Origin of the sequence: Micromonospora sp. WMMD1102, assembly GCF_029626265.1 — a bacterium.
Taxonomy (GTDB): Bacteria; Actinomycetota; Actinomycetes; order Mycobacteriales; family Micromonosporaceae; genus Plantactinospora.
Map to the genome: position 1 here is coordinate 367,508 of NZ_JARUBN010000001.1, position 14,967 is coordinate 382,474.

A 14,967-nucleotide genomic window follows, 5' to 3' on the forward strand; every position below is an offset into this window, starting at 1 on the left:
CGTGCAAAGCTGAGCACAGAACGCGCGGGAATCGCGCATGAGGAGGTCATCGTGGCGCAACCGGGAGCCGGCATGGCGGCGGACATCGCCGAGCAGCCGGAGGGCTTCGCGCGACTGCTGGAACCAGCCTCGACGGCGGCGATCGCGCAGGTGGCGACCGTGATCGCGGAACGCCGCCCGAAGCACGTCGTCTTCACAGCCCGGGGCACCTCGGACCACGCCGCGCTCTACGCCGCCTATCTGACCGAGATCCGACTCGGGCTGCCGGCCGGGCTCGCCTCGCCGAGCACCATCACCGTCTTCGGCGCCCGCCCAGACCTCTCCCAGGCCCTCGTCGTCGGGGTGAGCCAGAGCGGCGGGTCACCGGACCTCACCGAGGTGCTCCGGGTGGCCCGGTCCGCCGGCGCGCTCACCCTGGCGGTAACCAACGCCCCCGACTCGCCGCTGACCGGTGCCGCCGAACTCGCGATCGACGTGGCCGCCGGGCACGAGCGGGCGGTTGCCGCGACCAAGACGTACACCGCCGAACTGCTCGCCCTGCTGATGCTGGTCGAGGGGATCCGGGCCGGCGACGGCGCGATCCCCGCCGAGGAACGCGCCAGCCTGGCGGCACTGCCGGAGCTGGCCGCGCAGACCCTCGCCGGCCCGGCGCCGGAGCAGCTGGCCGCCCGCTACCGCTTCGCCGACCGGATGGTCACCACCGGCCGGGGCTACGCGTACCCGACCGCCCGGGAAGCCGCGCTCAAGCTGATGGAGACCTCCTACCTGCCGGCACTCGCCTTCTCCGGCGCCGACCTGCTGCACGGCCCGCTGGCGATGACCGACCCGGACGTACCCGTGCTGGCCGTCGTCGGCGGCGGTGCCGGCGGTGCCGCCATGCGGGAGGTGGTCGCCAAGGTCGGCGAGCGCGGCGCCGACCTGGTCGTGGTCGGGTCGGCCGAGGTCGCCGGGGCCGCCGCCCGGCTGGCGGTGCCGGAGGTGGACGAGCGGTACGCCCCGCTGCTGGACATCCTGCCGATGCAGCGGCTCGCCCTCGCCCTCGCACTGGCCCGCGGCGAGGACCCGGACGCCCCGCGCGGCCTGCACAAGGTGACCTCCACCCTGTAGCCCGCGCCGGCGTCTGCCTGTAAGGCGGGGGCCCTTCTACAACAGAATGCGATAACAAGGGGCCCTTCCTTGCACCCCGCCCCGGGCGTGGTCGTGGCAGGCTTGCCCGGTGTCCACGCTGCGCGATCTCGCCGAGGAGCACACCCGTCTGCGTCCGGTCGACATCGACCACCTGCACCGGGTGGCCGGCGACTGGCAACTCCTCTCCGACCTCTCCTTCGCCGACCTGCTGCTCTGGGTGCCGGTAAACGACACCGACGGCTTCGTCTGCGTCGCCCAGGTACGCCCGACCACCGCGCCGACCGCGTACCAGGACGACCAGGTGGGGCGGATCGTCGGCGGGCCCGAGGTGGCGCACCTGGCGATCGCGTACAGCCAGGGCCGGATCTGGCGGGAGGGCGACCCGGTCTGGTACGGCGACACCCCGGCCCGGCACGAGGCGATCCCGGTCCGGCTGCGCTCCAGCGACGGGGAGGCGGGCGAGGTGATCGCCGTGGTGGGGCGGGACACCAACCTCTCCACGGCGCGCACCCCGAGCCAGCTCGAACTGAACTATCTGACCACCGCCGACGACCTGGCCCAGATGCTCTCCGACGGGACGTTCCCGCCGGTACGCCACCCCGGCGAGACCACCACGGCACCCCGGGTCGGCGACGGGCTGGTCCGGCTGGACGCCAACGGCAAGGTCACCTACGCCAGCCCGAACGCGCAGTCGGCGTACCGGCGGCTCGGGTTCGCCTCGCACCTGGTCGGCGAGGACCTGGCGGCGCTGAACGGCCGACTGGCCGCCGACCCGCTGGAGGGCACCGAGGCGTCGAACCGGGTACTCGCCGCGCTGCGCGGTGAGGCACCGCCGCGCCGCGAGATCGAGGCCCGGGGCGCCACCGTGCTGACCCGGGCCCTGCCGCTGATGCCGGCCGGGGTGCCGATCGGCGCGCTGGTGCTGGTCCGGGACATGACCGAGGTACGCCGCCGGGATCGGGCCCTGATCACCAAGGACGCCACCATCCGGGAGATCCACCACCGGGTGAAGAACAACCTGCAGACCGTCGCCGCGCTGCTCCGGCTCCAGGCCCGCCGGGTCGGCATCCCGGCCGCCCGCGCCGCCCTCGAGGAGTCGGTACGCCGGGTCGCCTCGATCGCGCTCGTGCACGAGACCCTCTCGATGTCCAGCGACGAGGCGGTCGAGTTCGACGGCATCGTGGACCGGGTGGCGGTGGCCGCCGCCGAGGTCGCCGCGACCGAGGTCCCGGTCCGGGTACGCCGGCAGGGCAGCTTCGGGGTACTGCCGGCGGAGATCGCCACCTCGCTGGTGATCGTGGTGAACGAGCTGCTGCTCAACGCCGTCGAGCACGCCTTCCCGGAGCCGGCCGAGGGCGAGCCGGTGCCGCCGCCGGCCGAACCGGCCGAGGTGGTCGTCTCGGCGCACCGGTTCCGCAAGCAGCTGCACGTCACGGTCGCCGACAACGGCCGGGGCCTGCCGGCGGACTTCGACGCCGACCAGGGCAGCCGGCTCGGCCTCCAGATCGTCCGGGCCCTGGCCACCGGCGAACTGCGCGGCACCATCGAACTGCGCAACCGCGCGGACACCGGCACCGAGGCCCTGCTCGTGGTCCCACTGGCCCGCTGAGCCCCCGTCCCCTCCCCGCCCTCGCCCCGCCTTCCCCGTTGCGCCCTCGCTCGCTTGCTGCCGGGCAAGATCGTGCTCTTTCCCGGTAATCATGCTCTTTCCCGGTAAGAGTTCCCTCCGCCGGGACCGAGGCCACTCTTTCCCGGAACTAGTGCGATCTTGCCCAGCAGGGCGGGGCGGGGATCGGGGCGGCGGGTGGGTCAGGAGGGGTGGGTCAGGAGGGTGACGGTGAGGCCGGGGACTGTCCAGGTCCGGGTGGGGCGGAAGCGGGCGTGTAGCGGGGCCGCCCGGTTCTCGGGCAGGTGGGCGAGTGGATCGGAGTGTTCGCCCCGGACCAGCAGCCAGAGCCGATCCGTCGTGGCCAGACAGGGCTCGGGACGGGGGCACTCGGTGGCCCAGAAGTCGGCCCGGCGGGCCTGGCCGGAGACGAGGAGCACGTCCCGGGGGCGGTCGGTGCGCAGGTAGTAGGCGGTGGCGAGGTCGAGGAACGCCCAGCCGTCCCGGGGGGAGTAGACGATGCCGTCGCCCGGTCGTTGGTGTGCGGCGATGACGCGTACCGCCGCCGGGTAGTCGACCGGGGCGCTGCGCGGGGACTCGTGGGTGCGGCGCAGGGCGGCCTGCTCGGGTGCGCCGAGCAGCCCGGCGGCGAGCACGATCGCCAGCCCGGCGGACAGCCGGAGCGGGGCCAGGGCCGCGCCGGCCAGCACGGCGGCGAACGGCAGCACGAAGACCAGGTAACGGGGTACGAAGAGCGGCGTGACCCGCCCGGCGACGAAGAGCAGCAGCGCCGGCAGCAGTACGGTCAACCCGAGCAGTACGCCCAGGCGGCCCCGGGCGGCGACCCCGACGGCGGCCAGCCCGAACAGCAGCCCGCCGACCACTCCGGCCTGGACGATGCTGCCGGGCAGCCCGAGCAGGTCCCCGGCGCCGGGCCGGCCGACCCAGTCGAGCTGCCGGCCCTGCTGGCTGCGGCCGAGCACGGCGAGCGGCGCCAGCACCAGCACCGCAACGCCGACCGAGACCGCCCAGCGCGGCCGTACCCCGGCCCGTCGGTCGCCGAGGGCGGCGAACGCGTGCCCGGCGGCCAGGCTGAGCGCGAAGAGGTTGGCCAGGCCCACCCCGGCCAGCGCCGCCGCGTAGCCGGCCCAGCGCGGCCACGTCGCGGCTGGATGCGGCGATGAACGGCCCGGGGACCGGTCCAGTGCCCGGCACAGCAGCAGGGTGGCCAGCACCGCGAGCAGGGTGACCAGGGCGTACGGCCGGGCCTCCTGGCCGTACCGGGAGGTGCTCGGCAGCAGTGCGAAGAGCAGTCCGCCGAGCAGCCCGGCGCGGCGGCCGAAGAGCCGGGCGCCGAGTACGGCGGTCAGCGCGGCGGCACCTGCCATGGCCAGCGTAGACGGCAGCCGCAGTGCGACGACGGAGTCCCCGGCGACCGCGACCCAGCCGTGCATCAGCAGGTAGTAGGGGGCGCTCACCGCGTCGACGGTGCCGACCAGCCGGAGGAGGTCGCCGAACGGGCGGGTGGCGGCGCTCCAGGTCGCCAGCTCGTCGCGCCAGAGTGGGGCCCGGTCGAGCTGGACGGCGGTGCCGAGCAGGGTGGCCAGGCCGGGCCAGAGCCAGGTCGCCCGCTGGCGGAACGGGGCCGGCAGGACGATCCGCCGGGCCGGCAGGACGATCCGCCGGCCGGCGGCCAGGACGATTCGCCGAGTTGTGGCCGACGGGCCACCATTTGTCGCTTTCGTTCCAATGTCCGAAATCGTAGCGTGAAGCCCGCCACAGCGGGTCCGCCAGGCGGGATCGAAGGTCGCGGGTGGTGGTCCGGCCGGTACTGATGTGGCAGCATGACGGGTATGACCGCCGCAGTGCGCCGCTTCGCGAGGCCGGGATTCACCTCCCGCCGCCACGTGGACTACGGCCGCGTGCGCAGCGCGATCTGTCCGGCCCACTGACGCCGCCTGGACCTTTCCGTCCCGGGCGCCCAGCGCGCCGGCCCCTTCCGGCACCGTCGCTTCCGGCCCACTGTGGCCGAGGTCGTCGCGCTGCGCGTCCACCTGGTCACACGAAACTACGGAGGACGCCGCGATGGCGGTCAGTGACACCCCGGCCCGGCCCGCCACCACCACTGCACCCGCTGTCGGCAACGCACCAGCGGGCGGCAGCGCGGCATCCGGCGGCAGCGCGGCACCCGGCGGCGGCAGTGCTCGGGCGGCCCGACCGGCTCGTCGGCCGCGCGGCGAGGGGCAGTGGGCACTCGGGCACCGGGAGCCACTCAACCCCAACGAGCGGACCAAGAAGGACGACAACCCGCTCAACGTACGGGCCCGGATCGAGAACATCTACGCGCACCGGGGCTTCGCCTCGATCGACCCGCAGGACCTGCGCGGGCGATTCCGCTGGTGGGGGCTCTACACCCAGCGCAAGGCCGGCATCGACGGCGGGCGGACCGCCGTACTGGAGCCGCACGAGCTGGAAGACGAGTACTTCATGCTCCGGGTGCGGATCGACGGCGGCCAGCTCAGCCTGGAGCAGCTGCGCACGATCGCCGACATCTCGCAGACGTACGCCCGGGACACCGCCGACATCACCGACCGGCAGAACATCCAGCTGCACTGGATCCGGGTGGAGGACATGCCGGAGATCTGGCGCCGGCTGGATGCGGTCGGCCTGCAGACCACCGAGGCGTGCGGCGACTGCCCCCGGGTGGTGCTGGGCAGCCCGGTCGCCGGGATCGCCGAGGCGGAGGTGCTCGACCCCACCCCGGCGATCGACGAGATCGTCCGGCGCTACGTCGGCGACCCGCAGTACTCCAACCTGCCGCGCAAGTTCAAGTCGTCGATCTCCTGGCTGGTCGACACGCCGTACGAGGTGAACGACATCTCCTTCCTCGGCGTCGAGCACCCGGAGCACGGCCCCGGTTTCGACCTCTGGGTCGGTGGCGGGCTGAGCACCAACCCGATGCTGGCGCAGCGGCTCGGCGTCTGGGTGCCGCTTTCCGAGGTGCCGGACGTCTGGGCTGGCGTGGTCGGGATCTTCCGGGACTACGGCTACCGCCGGCTGCGGCACCGCGCCCGGCTCAAGTTCCTGGTCGCCGACTGGGGCGTGGCGAAGTTCCGCGAGGTGCTGGAGAAGGAATACCTGGGCCGGGGCCTGCTCGACGGGCCGGCGCCGGAGCTGCCGGCCAAGCCGATCGACCACATCGGGGTGCACCGGCAGCGGGACGGGCGGCACTACGTCGGGGCCGCCCCGGTGGTGGGCCGGATCTCCGGCAGCCAGCTCGCCGAGCTGGCCGACGCCGCCGCCGAGCACGGCAGCGGTCGGGTCAGCCTCACGCCGTACCAGAAACTGCTGGTCCTGGACGTGCCGGCCGAGCGGACCGACTCGCTGGTGACGGCGCTGCGCCGGATCGGCCTGGAGGCGTTCCCCTCGGTGTGGCGGCGGGACACCATGGCCTGCACCGGCCTCGAATACTGCAAGCTCGCCATCGTCGAGACCAAGGCCCGGGGCCAGGAACTGGTCGCCCGGCTGGAGGAGCGGCTCGCCGGGGCCGACCTCGGCGAAGGGCTGAGCATCCACCTGAACGGCTGCCCCAACGCCTGCGCCCGGACCCAGACCGCCGACATCGGCCTCAAGGGGCAGCTCGTGGTCGGGCCGGACGGGCGCCAGGTCGAGGGCTTCCAGGTGCACCTCGGCGGCGGCCTCGGGATGGCCCAGGGCCAGTCCGCCGGATTCGGCCGCAAGCTGCGCGGCCTGAAGACCACCGCCGCGGAGCTTCCCGAGTACGTCGAGCGGCTCACCCGCCGCTACCTGGACGGTCGCACCGAGGGCGAGAGCTTCGCGAACTGGGTCGTGCGAGTCGACGAGGAGGAACTGCGATGAGCGGTGAGACCCGAGCCGCACCGATGTACTGCCCGTACTGCGGCGAGGAGGACCTGCGGCCCAACGAGGCGTCGCACGGTGCCTGGGAGTGCCGGGCCTGTGCCCGGGTCTTCACGGTGAAGTTCACCGGCCTGCTCGCCCCCACCGCGTTCGAGTCGACAGTCCCCGCCGCGTTCGAAGGAGGGCAACCATGAGTCCGGTCGCCGCGGCCAACCTCGGGTTGGTCAAGCTCGGTCCCGTCGTGCCGGCCAGCCCGTCCCGTCGGGACCCGGAGGAGTTGCGGGCGGTGGCCGAGAAGGCCAACCGCGAACTGGAGGGCGCACCGGCCCGCGAGATCGTCCGCTGGGCGGCGGACGAGTTCGGCGACCGGTTCTGCCTGACCAGCTCGATGGCGGACGCCGTACTCGCGCACGTCGTCTCCCGGGTGGTGCCTGGGGTGGACGTGGTCTTCCTGGACACCGGACTGCACTTCCCGGAGACCCTGCGGGTACGCGACATCGTGGCCCGCACCCTGCCGGTGAACGTGCGTACCATCCGGGCCCGGCAGACCGTCGGCCAGCAGGACGGCGAGTACGGTCCCCGGCTCTTCTCCCGGGCGCCCGACGAGTGCTGCGCGCTGCGCAAGGTGGAGCCGCTGGAGCGGGCCCTGGCCGAGTACGACGCCTGGGCGGCCGGGCTGCGCCGGGACGAGTCGCCGACCCGGGCCAACACTCCGGTGGTCGGCTTCGACGCCCGGCGCGGCAAGGTCAAGGTGAACCCGATCGCGGCGTGGACCCAGGCCGAGGTGGACGCCTACATCTCCCGGTGGACGGTGCCGGTCAACGAGTTGTTCCGGCAGGGCTACACCTCGATCGGCTGCTGGCCGTGCACCCGCCGGACCAAGGCGGGCGAGGACGCCAGGGCCGGTCGCTGGGCCATGTTCGAGAAGACCGAGTGCGGCCTGCACGTGTGACCGACGAGGTCGGAGCCGGGGACGGTCGGCCGGCTCCGGTGCTGTTGGTGGCGCACGGCAGCGGCGATCCCCGGGCGGCCCGGGCCACCGAGGCGCTGACCCGGGCCGTGGCGGCGGCCCGGCCGGGGCTGCCGGTTCGGGCGAGCTATCTCGACCACGGCCCGCCCCGGCCCGGCGCCGTACTGGCCGAACTGGAGGCGGCCGGGCACCGGTCGGCCGTACTGGTGCCGTTGCTGCTGACCGCCGCGTACCACGGTCGGGTCGACATTCCCGGTGCGGTGGCGGCGGCCCGGGAGGCGGGGCTGCGCATTCCGGTGCGAAGTGCCGAGGTGCTCGGTCCGACGGCGGGGGTGGTCGATCCACGGCTGCTGGCCGGGCTGCTGCGCCGGCTCGCCGAGGCGGTCGGGGCGGCCACTCCGGCAGACGGCGGCGTCGACGGGCTGGTGTTGGCCGCGGCCGGCACCCGGGACGCTGCCGCGCGGGACACCGTCGTACGGGTGGCCGAGGCGCTCGGCCGGACGGCGGGCCTGCCGACCCGGGTCGGGTACGCCTCAGCGGCCCCGCCGACGGCCGGTGCGGCGGTCGGTGCGCTCCGGGCGGCCGGCGCCCGGCGGGTGGCGGTGGCCACCTACTTCCTGGCTCCCGGCCGGCTCTGCGAGACGGCTCTGGAGTCGGCCCGGGAGGCCGGCGCGGTGGCCCTGGCCGACCCGCTGGGCGATGCGCCGGAACTGGTTCGGCTGGTCCTCGGGCGGGTCGACGCGGCAGTCAGTGGTGACCCTCGGTAGTGATCGGCGCTGCGCTGCGGCCGGGCCGATCGGTGACACAGTGTGATGATCGGCGGCCACTCTGGGTAGTCGCTGTCGGGTCGGCGTCGCCGGCCCCCGCCGCCACGAGAGGCGGGCTCGGCGACGGTGGCCGGGCCCGGGTGGTGAATCGCGGTCGGAATCGCGACCGGCGGAGGGGAATTCGTCCCGGCCTAGCGGGCGACGAATTGATCAGCGGATTGTCGTCGATCCACTATCCATCGTCACGACGACAGCAGAACGCGTTCCGCGAACGACGGAACGTGTCAGGTCGCAACGAAGAACGCCCCGGGGAACGAGCCCCGGGGCGTTCTGTGCGTGGTGTGGTCGGTCAGGCAGAGTGAGCACGCAGGACCCGGAGGCCGCCACGGCGCTTGACGGCGCGCCGCTCTTCTTCGCTCATTCCGCCCCAGACGCCGGCGTCCTGACCGGATTCGAGCGCCCACTGGAGGCACTGATCGGTCACGGAGCAACGCCGGCAGACGGCCTTGGCCTGCTCGACCTGCAGGACGGCCGGACCGGACGTTCCGATCGGAAAGAACAGCTCCGGGTCTTCGTCGCGGCAGGCAGCATGGTGGCGCCAGTCCATGGCGGCAACACTCCTCAATCTGGGTGGGCGGCAGTGCTTCGTGCTTCGTGGATCTTTTCTATATGCGTCCGCGGTGCCGATCACGACGATCTGGAGCCCGTCGGTTCGGCAGCGCGAGAGCAGGCTTTGTGTTGTGGGACCCGCGGGGCGGCGGCCGTCGGACGAACGCGCCCACGCAATGTCCCGGTAACTCAAGTTCGCTTGTGAATACTTTCACGAACTCTCGCGATGTCAAGGGTAGCGCCCGGAAAAACTCTGGGCAGGTGAGACAGGTCACGGCCCATTTGTCCGGATCTCCGCCCTTGCCGGCACCCGGTGCGCCACAGCCGAGAATCAATATAGTACAGTCCGCCCGACATTGCTGGCATTTCCGGCACCGCCCTCGTGGCATGCTGTAGAGGTCCGCTACCGGGTGCTGTACCCCAGGCTCAGCAGATTACTCGCAGTGCAGCCGCCACGGAGGTGAAACGGACTTTGTTTCGCTCCCCAAGGTAGTCACCGTCCAGCTGGAACGCCTGCGGCTGCTCCGCGACCAGGGTGAACTCCTCCAGGTCGTGCAGGCGCAGGATCTGCCTGCCGCGCGGGTCGGGGCGGCGGGACAGGCTCTGGGTCACCATCCGGGTGGTGCTCGGCACCCGCAGCCGGCGCAGCGCCAGCACGTCCAGGCCCAGGTCGAACGAGGCGTCCGGGTTCGGATTGACCTCCCGGTCCCCGACGTACGTCCAGGGCGCGGTGTTCTGGATGATCACCGTGGCCAGCTCACCCTCGGTGATCTCGCCGGGTTGCTCCAGCCGGATCGCCGGGTGCCGCCGCTCCGCCCCGATCAGGAACTGGCTGACGATCGAGCGCAGGTAGAGGCTCGGGGTGGAGACCCGACCACGGTGGCGGGCCCGCTCCACCCGGTGGATCACCGCCGCGTCCATGCCCAGCCCGGCGCAGAAGGTGAAGTACCGGTCGTCGGCCAGGCCCAGCCCGATGGTGCGGACCCGCCCCACCCGCAGCGCCTCCAGGATCATGCTGGCCGCCTCCGGCCACTCGCGCGGCAGTCCCAGCGCCCGGGCGAAGACGTTCGTCGACCCGCCCGGTACGGCGGCGAGCGCCGGCAACTCCTCGGCCGGTGGCCGGTCGTCGGCGGCACTGTTCGAGGGACCGGCGGTCATCAGGCCGTTGACCACCTCGTTGACGGTGCCGTCCCCGCCCAGCGTCACCACCAGGTCGACATCCTGCCGGGCAGCCTCCCGGGCCAGCGCGACCGCGTGTCCGCGCCGCCGGGTGTACGCGACGGTCAGGTCCACCTCGCTGCGGAGCGCGCGGACGAGAACGTCCCGGCCCCGGCCCGTCGTGGTGGTGGCCTTGGGATTGACCACCAGGATGGCCCGCATGGGCGGCACTGTACCGCGAGCCGTCCGGTATCGTGGCGCCCGTGACGAGCGACCCCGAACCGGCACCCGGCCCGCTGCGCTGGGCGGTGTGGCTGCTGCGTGCCGAAGCGGTCGGGCTGGCCCTGCTGACGCTCTTCCTGGTCTACGAGCTGGTCACGGCAACCGCGACCGATCTGCTCTCCGCGCTCCTGGTCATCCTCTTCGCGGCGGGTGGCGCGGTGCTGCTCTGGGTGCTCGGCACCGCGCTCGACCGTCGCCGGCCGGCCGCGCGGGCTCCGGCGATCGTCCTGCAGCTCATGCTGCTGCCGGTCGGCTACTTCATGATCCTCGGCGGACTCGCCTGGCTGGGTGCACCGTTGATCGCGTTAGGGCTGGTCGTCGTCGGGCTGCTGATCAGCACGGCCACCAACCGCGCGCTCGGCTTCGACACCGAACGGGCCTGACCAGCGGAGAAGCGGGTTCGACGGCCGCGGGTTCGACGGCCGCGGGTCCGACGGGCGCGGGTTCGACGGGCGCGGGTTCAGACCGCGGCGGCGCGTCGGGTCAGCAGTGTGATGGTGGCCCGGTCGCCGGTCGCGGCGGCCGAGGCGGAGGTGGTCAGCGCGGTCAGCACCTTCCAGGCGAACGACGACTCCGAGGGCAGCCGCGCCCCCCGGGCGGTGGGCACCGAGACCTCGACGGTGAGCGCGTCGTCGGTGACGGCGAACCGGCAGTCCAGCTCGGCGTCCGGGGTCGCGACGGCCAGCAGCATGGCGCACGCCTCGTCGACGGCGATGCGCAGGTCCTCGATCTCGTCGAGGGCGAAGTGCAGGCGCGCGGCGAGGCCGGCGGTCGCTGTCCGCAGTACGCCGAGGAAGCCACCGTCGGCGGGCACGGTGAGCAGGACGACGTCGTCGCCGGTCGTCGGCGGTGTGCTCAGTGAAGTCACCAGGCCTGTCCCCCCGTCTCGGACTCTACCGGCCCGTCGCGCCGACGTGCCGACCGGACCGCTCCGGCCGGCACGTCGCCGAGACGAGATCCCGCCGGGCCAGGTGGCCGGGCGGGTGGCGGAACTCACGCCTGCTTGGTCTCCCAGAAGATCTTCGCGATCTCGTCGATCTTCTGCAACAGCTCGTCGGCCTTGGACGCGTCGGTGCTGGCCTTGGTGCCGCCACCACCACCGGCGAGCTTGGTGGCCTCGTTGAAGAGCTGGTGCAGTTGCGGGTACTTCTCGAAGTGCGGGGGCTTGAAGTAGTCGGTCCAGAGCACCCACAGGTGGTGCTTGACCAGCTCGGAGCGCTGCTCCTTGATGATCAGAGCCCGGGTGCGGAACTCGGGGTCGGTGTTCGCCGCGTACTTCTCGTCGATCGCTTTGATCGACTCAGCCTCGATCCGGGCCTGCGCCGGGTCGTATACGCCGCAGGGCAGGTCGCAGTGGGCATGCGCGACGATGCGTGGTGTAAAGATGCGTGGAAGCCGCATGGGACCCTCCAAGGCACGTCTGTGATGATCCAGGATGACAGTACTCCTGCGATATGTCCCCGAAGGGACGGAGGTGAAACTGGGTGTCCAGCGGCGCCTCCGCCCGACCGCCGGCGGCCGGTGGCCGGCCCGCTGCACCGGTCTTCGCCGTACTCGTGGTCGGGCCGTCGATGGTGCCGACCCTGCGGCACGGCGACGCGGTGCTGGTCCGGCGTGGAGGTCGCGCCGTCCGCGCCGGTGACGTGGTCGTCGGCGTCTTCCGCACCCGCCCGGACCTGTTGGTCGTCAAGCGCGCGGTACGCCAGCGCGACGGTGGCTGGGAACTGCACGGCGACAACCCGCTGGCCACCGACGACTCCCGGGTGCACGGGGTGGCCGACGTGCTCGGCCGGGTGGTGGCCCGCTACTGGCCCCGCCCGACGTGGTTCCACCGCCGGGCCGGATGACCCCCAGCGGGGCAACCGGATGACCCCTGCGGGGCAACAGCGCCGTCGGGACGCCACTATGCTCTGTAGTCCATACCCGGGTGATCCCCGCACAGCTGCCGGCGACCGCCGATCTCGCGTCCCACCGGCCGCTATCGAATTCGTTTCGCGATCCCGATCCCTGGAGTCACCATGTCATCCACCGCCGCCGTGGATCCGTCCGATCCCGCCTTCGAGCTGCACCGGGGCGGTAAGCTGGCGGTCGCCTCGACCGTACCGCTGGGCACGCGGGAGGACCTCTCCCTGGCGTACACCCCGGGGGTCGCCCGGGTCTGCGAGGCGATCGCCGCCGACCCCGCGCTGGTGGACGAGTACACCTGGGTCCCGCACACCGTCGCGGTGGTCACCGACGGCTCGGCGGTGCTGGGGCTGGGCAACATCGGGCCGCGCGCCGCGATGCCGGTGATGGAGGGCAAGGCGGTGCTCTTCAAGCAGTTCGGCGGGGTGGACGCGGTGCCAATCTGTCTGGACACCCAGGACGTCGACGAGATCGTCTCGGTGGTGACCGCGCTGGCGCCGTCGTTCGGCGGCATCAACCTGGAGGACATCAGCGCGCCCCGGTGCTTCGAGATCGAGCGCCGGCTGGACGAGGCGCTGCCGATCCCGGTCTTCCACGACGACCAGCACGGCACCGCGGTGGTGGTGCTCGCCGCGCTGCGCAACGCCGCGACGCTGCTCAGCCGCAAGCTCGGCGATCTGCGGGTGGTGGTCAGCGGCGCGGGCGCGGCCGGTGTCGCGGTGACGAAGATGCTGATCGCCGGCGGGGTCAGCCCGGACGAGCTGGTGGTCTGCGACTCTCGGGGCATCCTGCACGGCGGCCGGCCGGACCTGACCCCGGTCAAGGCGGAGCTGGCCGAGCTGACAAACGCCGCCGGCCGGGTCGGCGGGATCACCGAGGCGCTGCGCGACGCCGACGTGCTGGTCGGGGTCTCCGGTGGACAGATCCCGGAGGACGCGGTCGCCGGGATGGCGCCCGGCGGGGCCGTCTTCGCCCTGGCCAACCCGACGCCAGAGGTGCATCCCGAGGTGGCCGCCAGGTATGCCGCCGTGGTCGCCACCGGCCGCAGCGACTACCCCAACCAGATCAACAACGTGCTCGCCTTCCCGGGCATCTTCCGGGGCGCTCTGGCGGCCCGGGCGACCCGGATCACCGAGGGCATGAAGGTGGCGGCGGCGGACGCGATCGCGGCGGTCGCGGTCGAGGCGGCCTGGTCGGACGGTGCGCACCAGGCCGGTGTTGGGAACGGGCAGCTCCGGATCGACGCCATCGTGCCGTCCCCGCTCGACCCTCGGGTCGCCCCGGCGGTGGCCGAGGCGGTGTCCGAGGCGGCCCGCCGCGACGGCGTGGCCCGCGGCTGACCGCGCCGAACCCGCACGACCCGTGTCCGCCCTGCCCGACGGCGGCGGGCCGCGGGTTCGCGGCCCGCAGCGCGGTGGCCGGCGCCGGGCGGCGGTTCGGGGCCGGGTGTAACGTCTTGATCATGCGTGCCGCGTACGCCTCGAAGTTCGACGCCGACGATCCGCTCGCCGCGCTGGTCGTCGGGGAGCAGCCCGAGCCGGCCCATCCGGAGCCGGACTGGGTGACGGTGCAGGTGCGGGCCAGCTCGCTCAACCACCACGACCTGTGGTCGCTGCGCGGTGTCGGGCTGGCCGCCGACCGGCTCCCGATGATCCTCGGCTGCGACGCGGCGGGCGTCGACCCGGACGGCAACGAGGTCGTGCTCTATCCGGTGATCCCGGATCCCGGCGACCCCCGTGGCCTGTCGCTGCTCTCCGAACGGCATCCCGGCACGCTCGCCGAGCGGGTCGCGGTGCCCCGGGCCAACCTGGTGGCCAAGCCGGCCGAACTCTCCTTCGCCGACGCGGCCTGCCTGCCGACGGCCTGGCTGACCGCGTACCGGATGCTCACCACCCGTGGGCGGGTCGAGGCCGGGGAGTCGGTGCTGGTCCAGGGCGCGGGCGGCGGCGTGGCGACCGCCGCCGTGCTGCTCGCGGTGGCGCTCGGCAAGCGGGTGTACGCGACCAGCCGCGACCCGGGCAAGCGGGAGCGAATCGCCGCGCTGGGCGCCACGGCGGTGGAGCCGGGAGCCCGGTTGCCGGAGCGGGTCGACGTGGTGGTCGAGACGGTCGGCGCGGCTACCTTCGAGCACTCGCTGAAGTCGGCCGCCCCGGGTGCCCGGATCGTCGTCTCCGGTGCGACCGCCGGCTACGAGCCGCCGGTGAACCTCCGCCGGGTCTTCGCGATGCAGCTGGAGATCCTCGGCTCGTCCATGGGTACCCCGGCGGAGCTGGCCGAGCTGCTCGGACTCCTGGTGCGGCAGGGCATCCGGCCGGTGGTCGACGGGACGTACCCGTTCTCCGAGCCGGCTCCGGCGTTCGCCCGGCTGCTCTCCGGTGCCGCCTTCGGCAAGGTGGTGCTGGACCACACCGCGTAGCGTCCGGACCCTGGAGGCCACCGGGCCGTCAGGCCGGTGGTCACCGGGCAGACACGCCGTGAACACGCGCGGTGACAGTATCTGAAAATCCGGACGTTCCGCCCCGCTCCAAAACGGACAGCGAGGCAGGATAAGTTCTCCACAATGCACCGGAAAGTCGGGGTAAAGCCTGACTTCAGGAAAAATAAAGGTTCAATTTTCGGTCCCTTCCTTCGCGTCTCAATCCGCTTGGGGCCGGCGGGTACAG

Annotated in this window: 14 protein-coding genes and 1 pseudogene; 10 read left to right on the top strand and 5 right to left on the bottom strand. The window is 72.9% G+C overall.

Annotation, left to right across the window (positions count from 1 at the left end):
* Positions 1–72: 72 nt before the first annotated feature.
* A complete protein-coding gene (locus O7626_RS01890; RefSeq protein ID WP_278066029.1) occupies positions 73–1,107 on the top strand; it encodes an SIS domain-containing protein in 1,035 nt (344 codons plus the stop codon).
* A 109-nt stretch (positions 1,108–1,216) separates the two neighbouring features.
* On the top strand, positions 1,217–2,737 hold the full coding sequence (locus O7626_RS01895) for a PAS domain-containing sensor histidine kinase (protein ID WP_278058617.1): 1,521 nt from the start codon (positions 1,217–1,219) through the stop codon (positions 2,735–2,737).
* A gap of 200 nt (positions 2,738–2,937) precedes the next feature.
* On the opposite strand, the pseudogene O7626_RS01900 reads toward O7626_RS01895, so the two are convergent.
* Positions 2,938–4,302, bottom strand: a pseudogene (locus O7626_RS01900) (glycosyltransferase family 39 protein); the annotation flags it as partial.
* A gap of 517 nt (positions 4,303–4,819) precedes the next feature.
* On the opposite strand from O7626_RS01900, the gene O7626_RS01905 reads away from it, so the two are divergent.
* Genes O7626_RS01905 through O7626_RS01920 form a run of 4 tightly spaced genes read left to right on the top strand, consistent with a single transcriptional unit; the run spans position 4,820 to position 8,350 of the window.
* Complete coding sequence (locus O7626_RS01905; protein ID WP_278058619.1) at positions 4,820–6,613, top strand: nitrite/sulfite reductase; 1,794 nt, start codon at positions 4,820–4,822, stop codon at positions 6,611–6,613.
* Positions 6,610–6,807 carry a hypothetical protein gene (locus O7626_RS01910; RefSeq protein WP_278066525.1) on the top strand — a complete coding sequence of 66 codons (198 nt, stop codon included), beginning with the start codon at positions 6,610–6,612 and terminating at the stop codon, positions 6,805–6,807. Before O7626_RS01905 ends, O7626_RS01910 begins: the two co-directional genes overlap by 4 nt.
* Complete coding sequence (locus O7626_RS01915) at positions 6,804–7,565, top strand: phosphoadenylyl-sulfate reductase (RefSeq protein ID WP_278058621.1); 762 nt, start codon at positions 6,804–6,806, stop codon at positions 7,563–7,565. Before O7626_RS01910 ends, O7626_RS01915 begins: the two co-directional genes overlap by 4 nt.
* Positions 7,547–8,350, top strand: coding sequence for a CbiX/SirB N-terminal domain-containing protein (locus O7626_RS01920; RefSeq protein ID WP_278058623.1), 804 nt, complete (start codon positions 7,547–7,549; stop codon positions 8,348–8,350). The genes O7626_RS01915 and O7626_RS01920 overlap by 19 nt, the downstream gene beginning before the upstream one ends.
* A gap of 349 nt (positions 8,351–8,699) precedes the next feature.
* Here the strand turns inward: O7626_RS01920 and O7626_RS01925 are convergent, their stop codons facing one another.
* Both O7626_RS01925 and O7626_RS01930 read right to left on the bottom strand, forming a co-directional pair.
* Positions 8,700–8,957, bottom strand: coding sequence for a WhiB family transcriptional regulator (locus tag O7626_RS01925; protein ID WP_278058625.1), 258 nt, complete (start codon positions 8,955–8,957; stop codon positions 8,700–8,702).
* A 428-nt stretch (positions 8,958–9,385) separates the two neighbouring features.
* Positions 9,386–10,339, bottom strand: coding sequence for a diacylglycerol kinase family protein (locus tag O7626_RS01930; RefSeq protein WP_278058627.1), 954 nt, complete (start codon positions 10,337–10,339; stop codon positions 9,386–9,388).
* Positions 10,340–10,380: 41 nt separating this feature from the next.
* Here O7626_RS01930 and O7626_RS01935 point away from each other — a divergent pair, with 41 nt between their 5' ends.
* On the top strand, positions 10,381–10,782 hold the full coding sequence (locus O7626_RS01935; protein ID WP_278058629.1) for a hypothetical protein: 402 nt from the start codon (positions 10,381–10,383) through the stop codon (positions 10,780–10,782).
* Between the two features lie 77 nt (positions 10,783–10,859).
* Here the strand turns inward: O7626_RS01935 and O7626_RS01940 are convergent, their stop codons facing one another.
* Both O7626_RS01940 and sodN read right to left on the bottom strand, forming a co-directional pair.
* Complete coding sequence (locus O7626_RS01940; protein ID WP_278058631.1) at positions 10,860–11,267, bottom strand: anti-sigma regulatory factor; 408 nt, start codon at positions 11,265–11,267, stop codon at positions 10,860–10,862.
* Positions 11,268–11,392: 125 nt separating this feature from the next.
* Positions 11,393–11,800, bottom strand: coding sequence for a superoxide dismutase, Ni (gene sodN, locus O7626_RS01945; protein ID WP_278058633.1), 408 nt, complete (start codon positions 11,798–11,800; stop codon positions 11,393–11,395).
* Positions 11,801–11,883: 83 nt separating this feature from the next.
* Here sodN and O7626_RS01950 point away from each other — a divergent pair, with 83 nt between their 5' ends.
* The 3 genes from O7626_RS01950 (at position 11,884) to O7626_RS01960 (ending at position 14,720) form a co-directional block, all read left to right on the top strand.
* Positions 11,884–12,246, top strand: coding sequence for a S24/S26 family peptidase (locus O7626_RS01950; protein ID WP_278058635.1), 363 nt, complete (start codon positions 11,884–11,886; stop codon positions 12,244–12,246).
* A gap of 171 nt (positions 12,247–12,417) precedes the next feature.
* Complete coding sequence (locus O7626_RS01955) at positions 12,418–13,644, top strand: NADP-dependent malic enzyme (RefSeq protein ID WP_278058637.1); 1,227 nt, start codon at positions 12,418–12,420, stop codon at positions 13,642–13,644.
* 122 nt (positions 13,645–13,766) lie between these two features.
* Positions 13,767–14,720, top strand: coding sequence for a zinc-binding dehydrogenase (locus O7626_RS01960; RefSeq protein WP_278058639.1), 954 nt, complete (start codon positions 13,767–13,769; stop codon positions 14,718–14,720).
* The last annotated feature ends 247 nt before the right edge of the window (positions 14,721–14,967 follow it).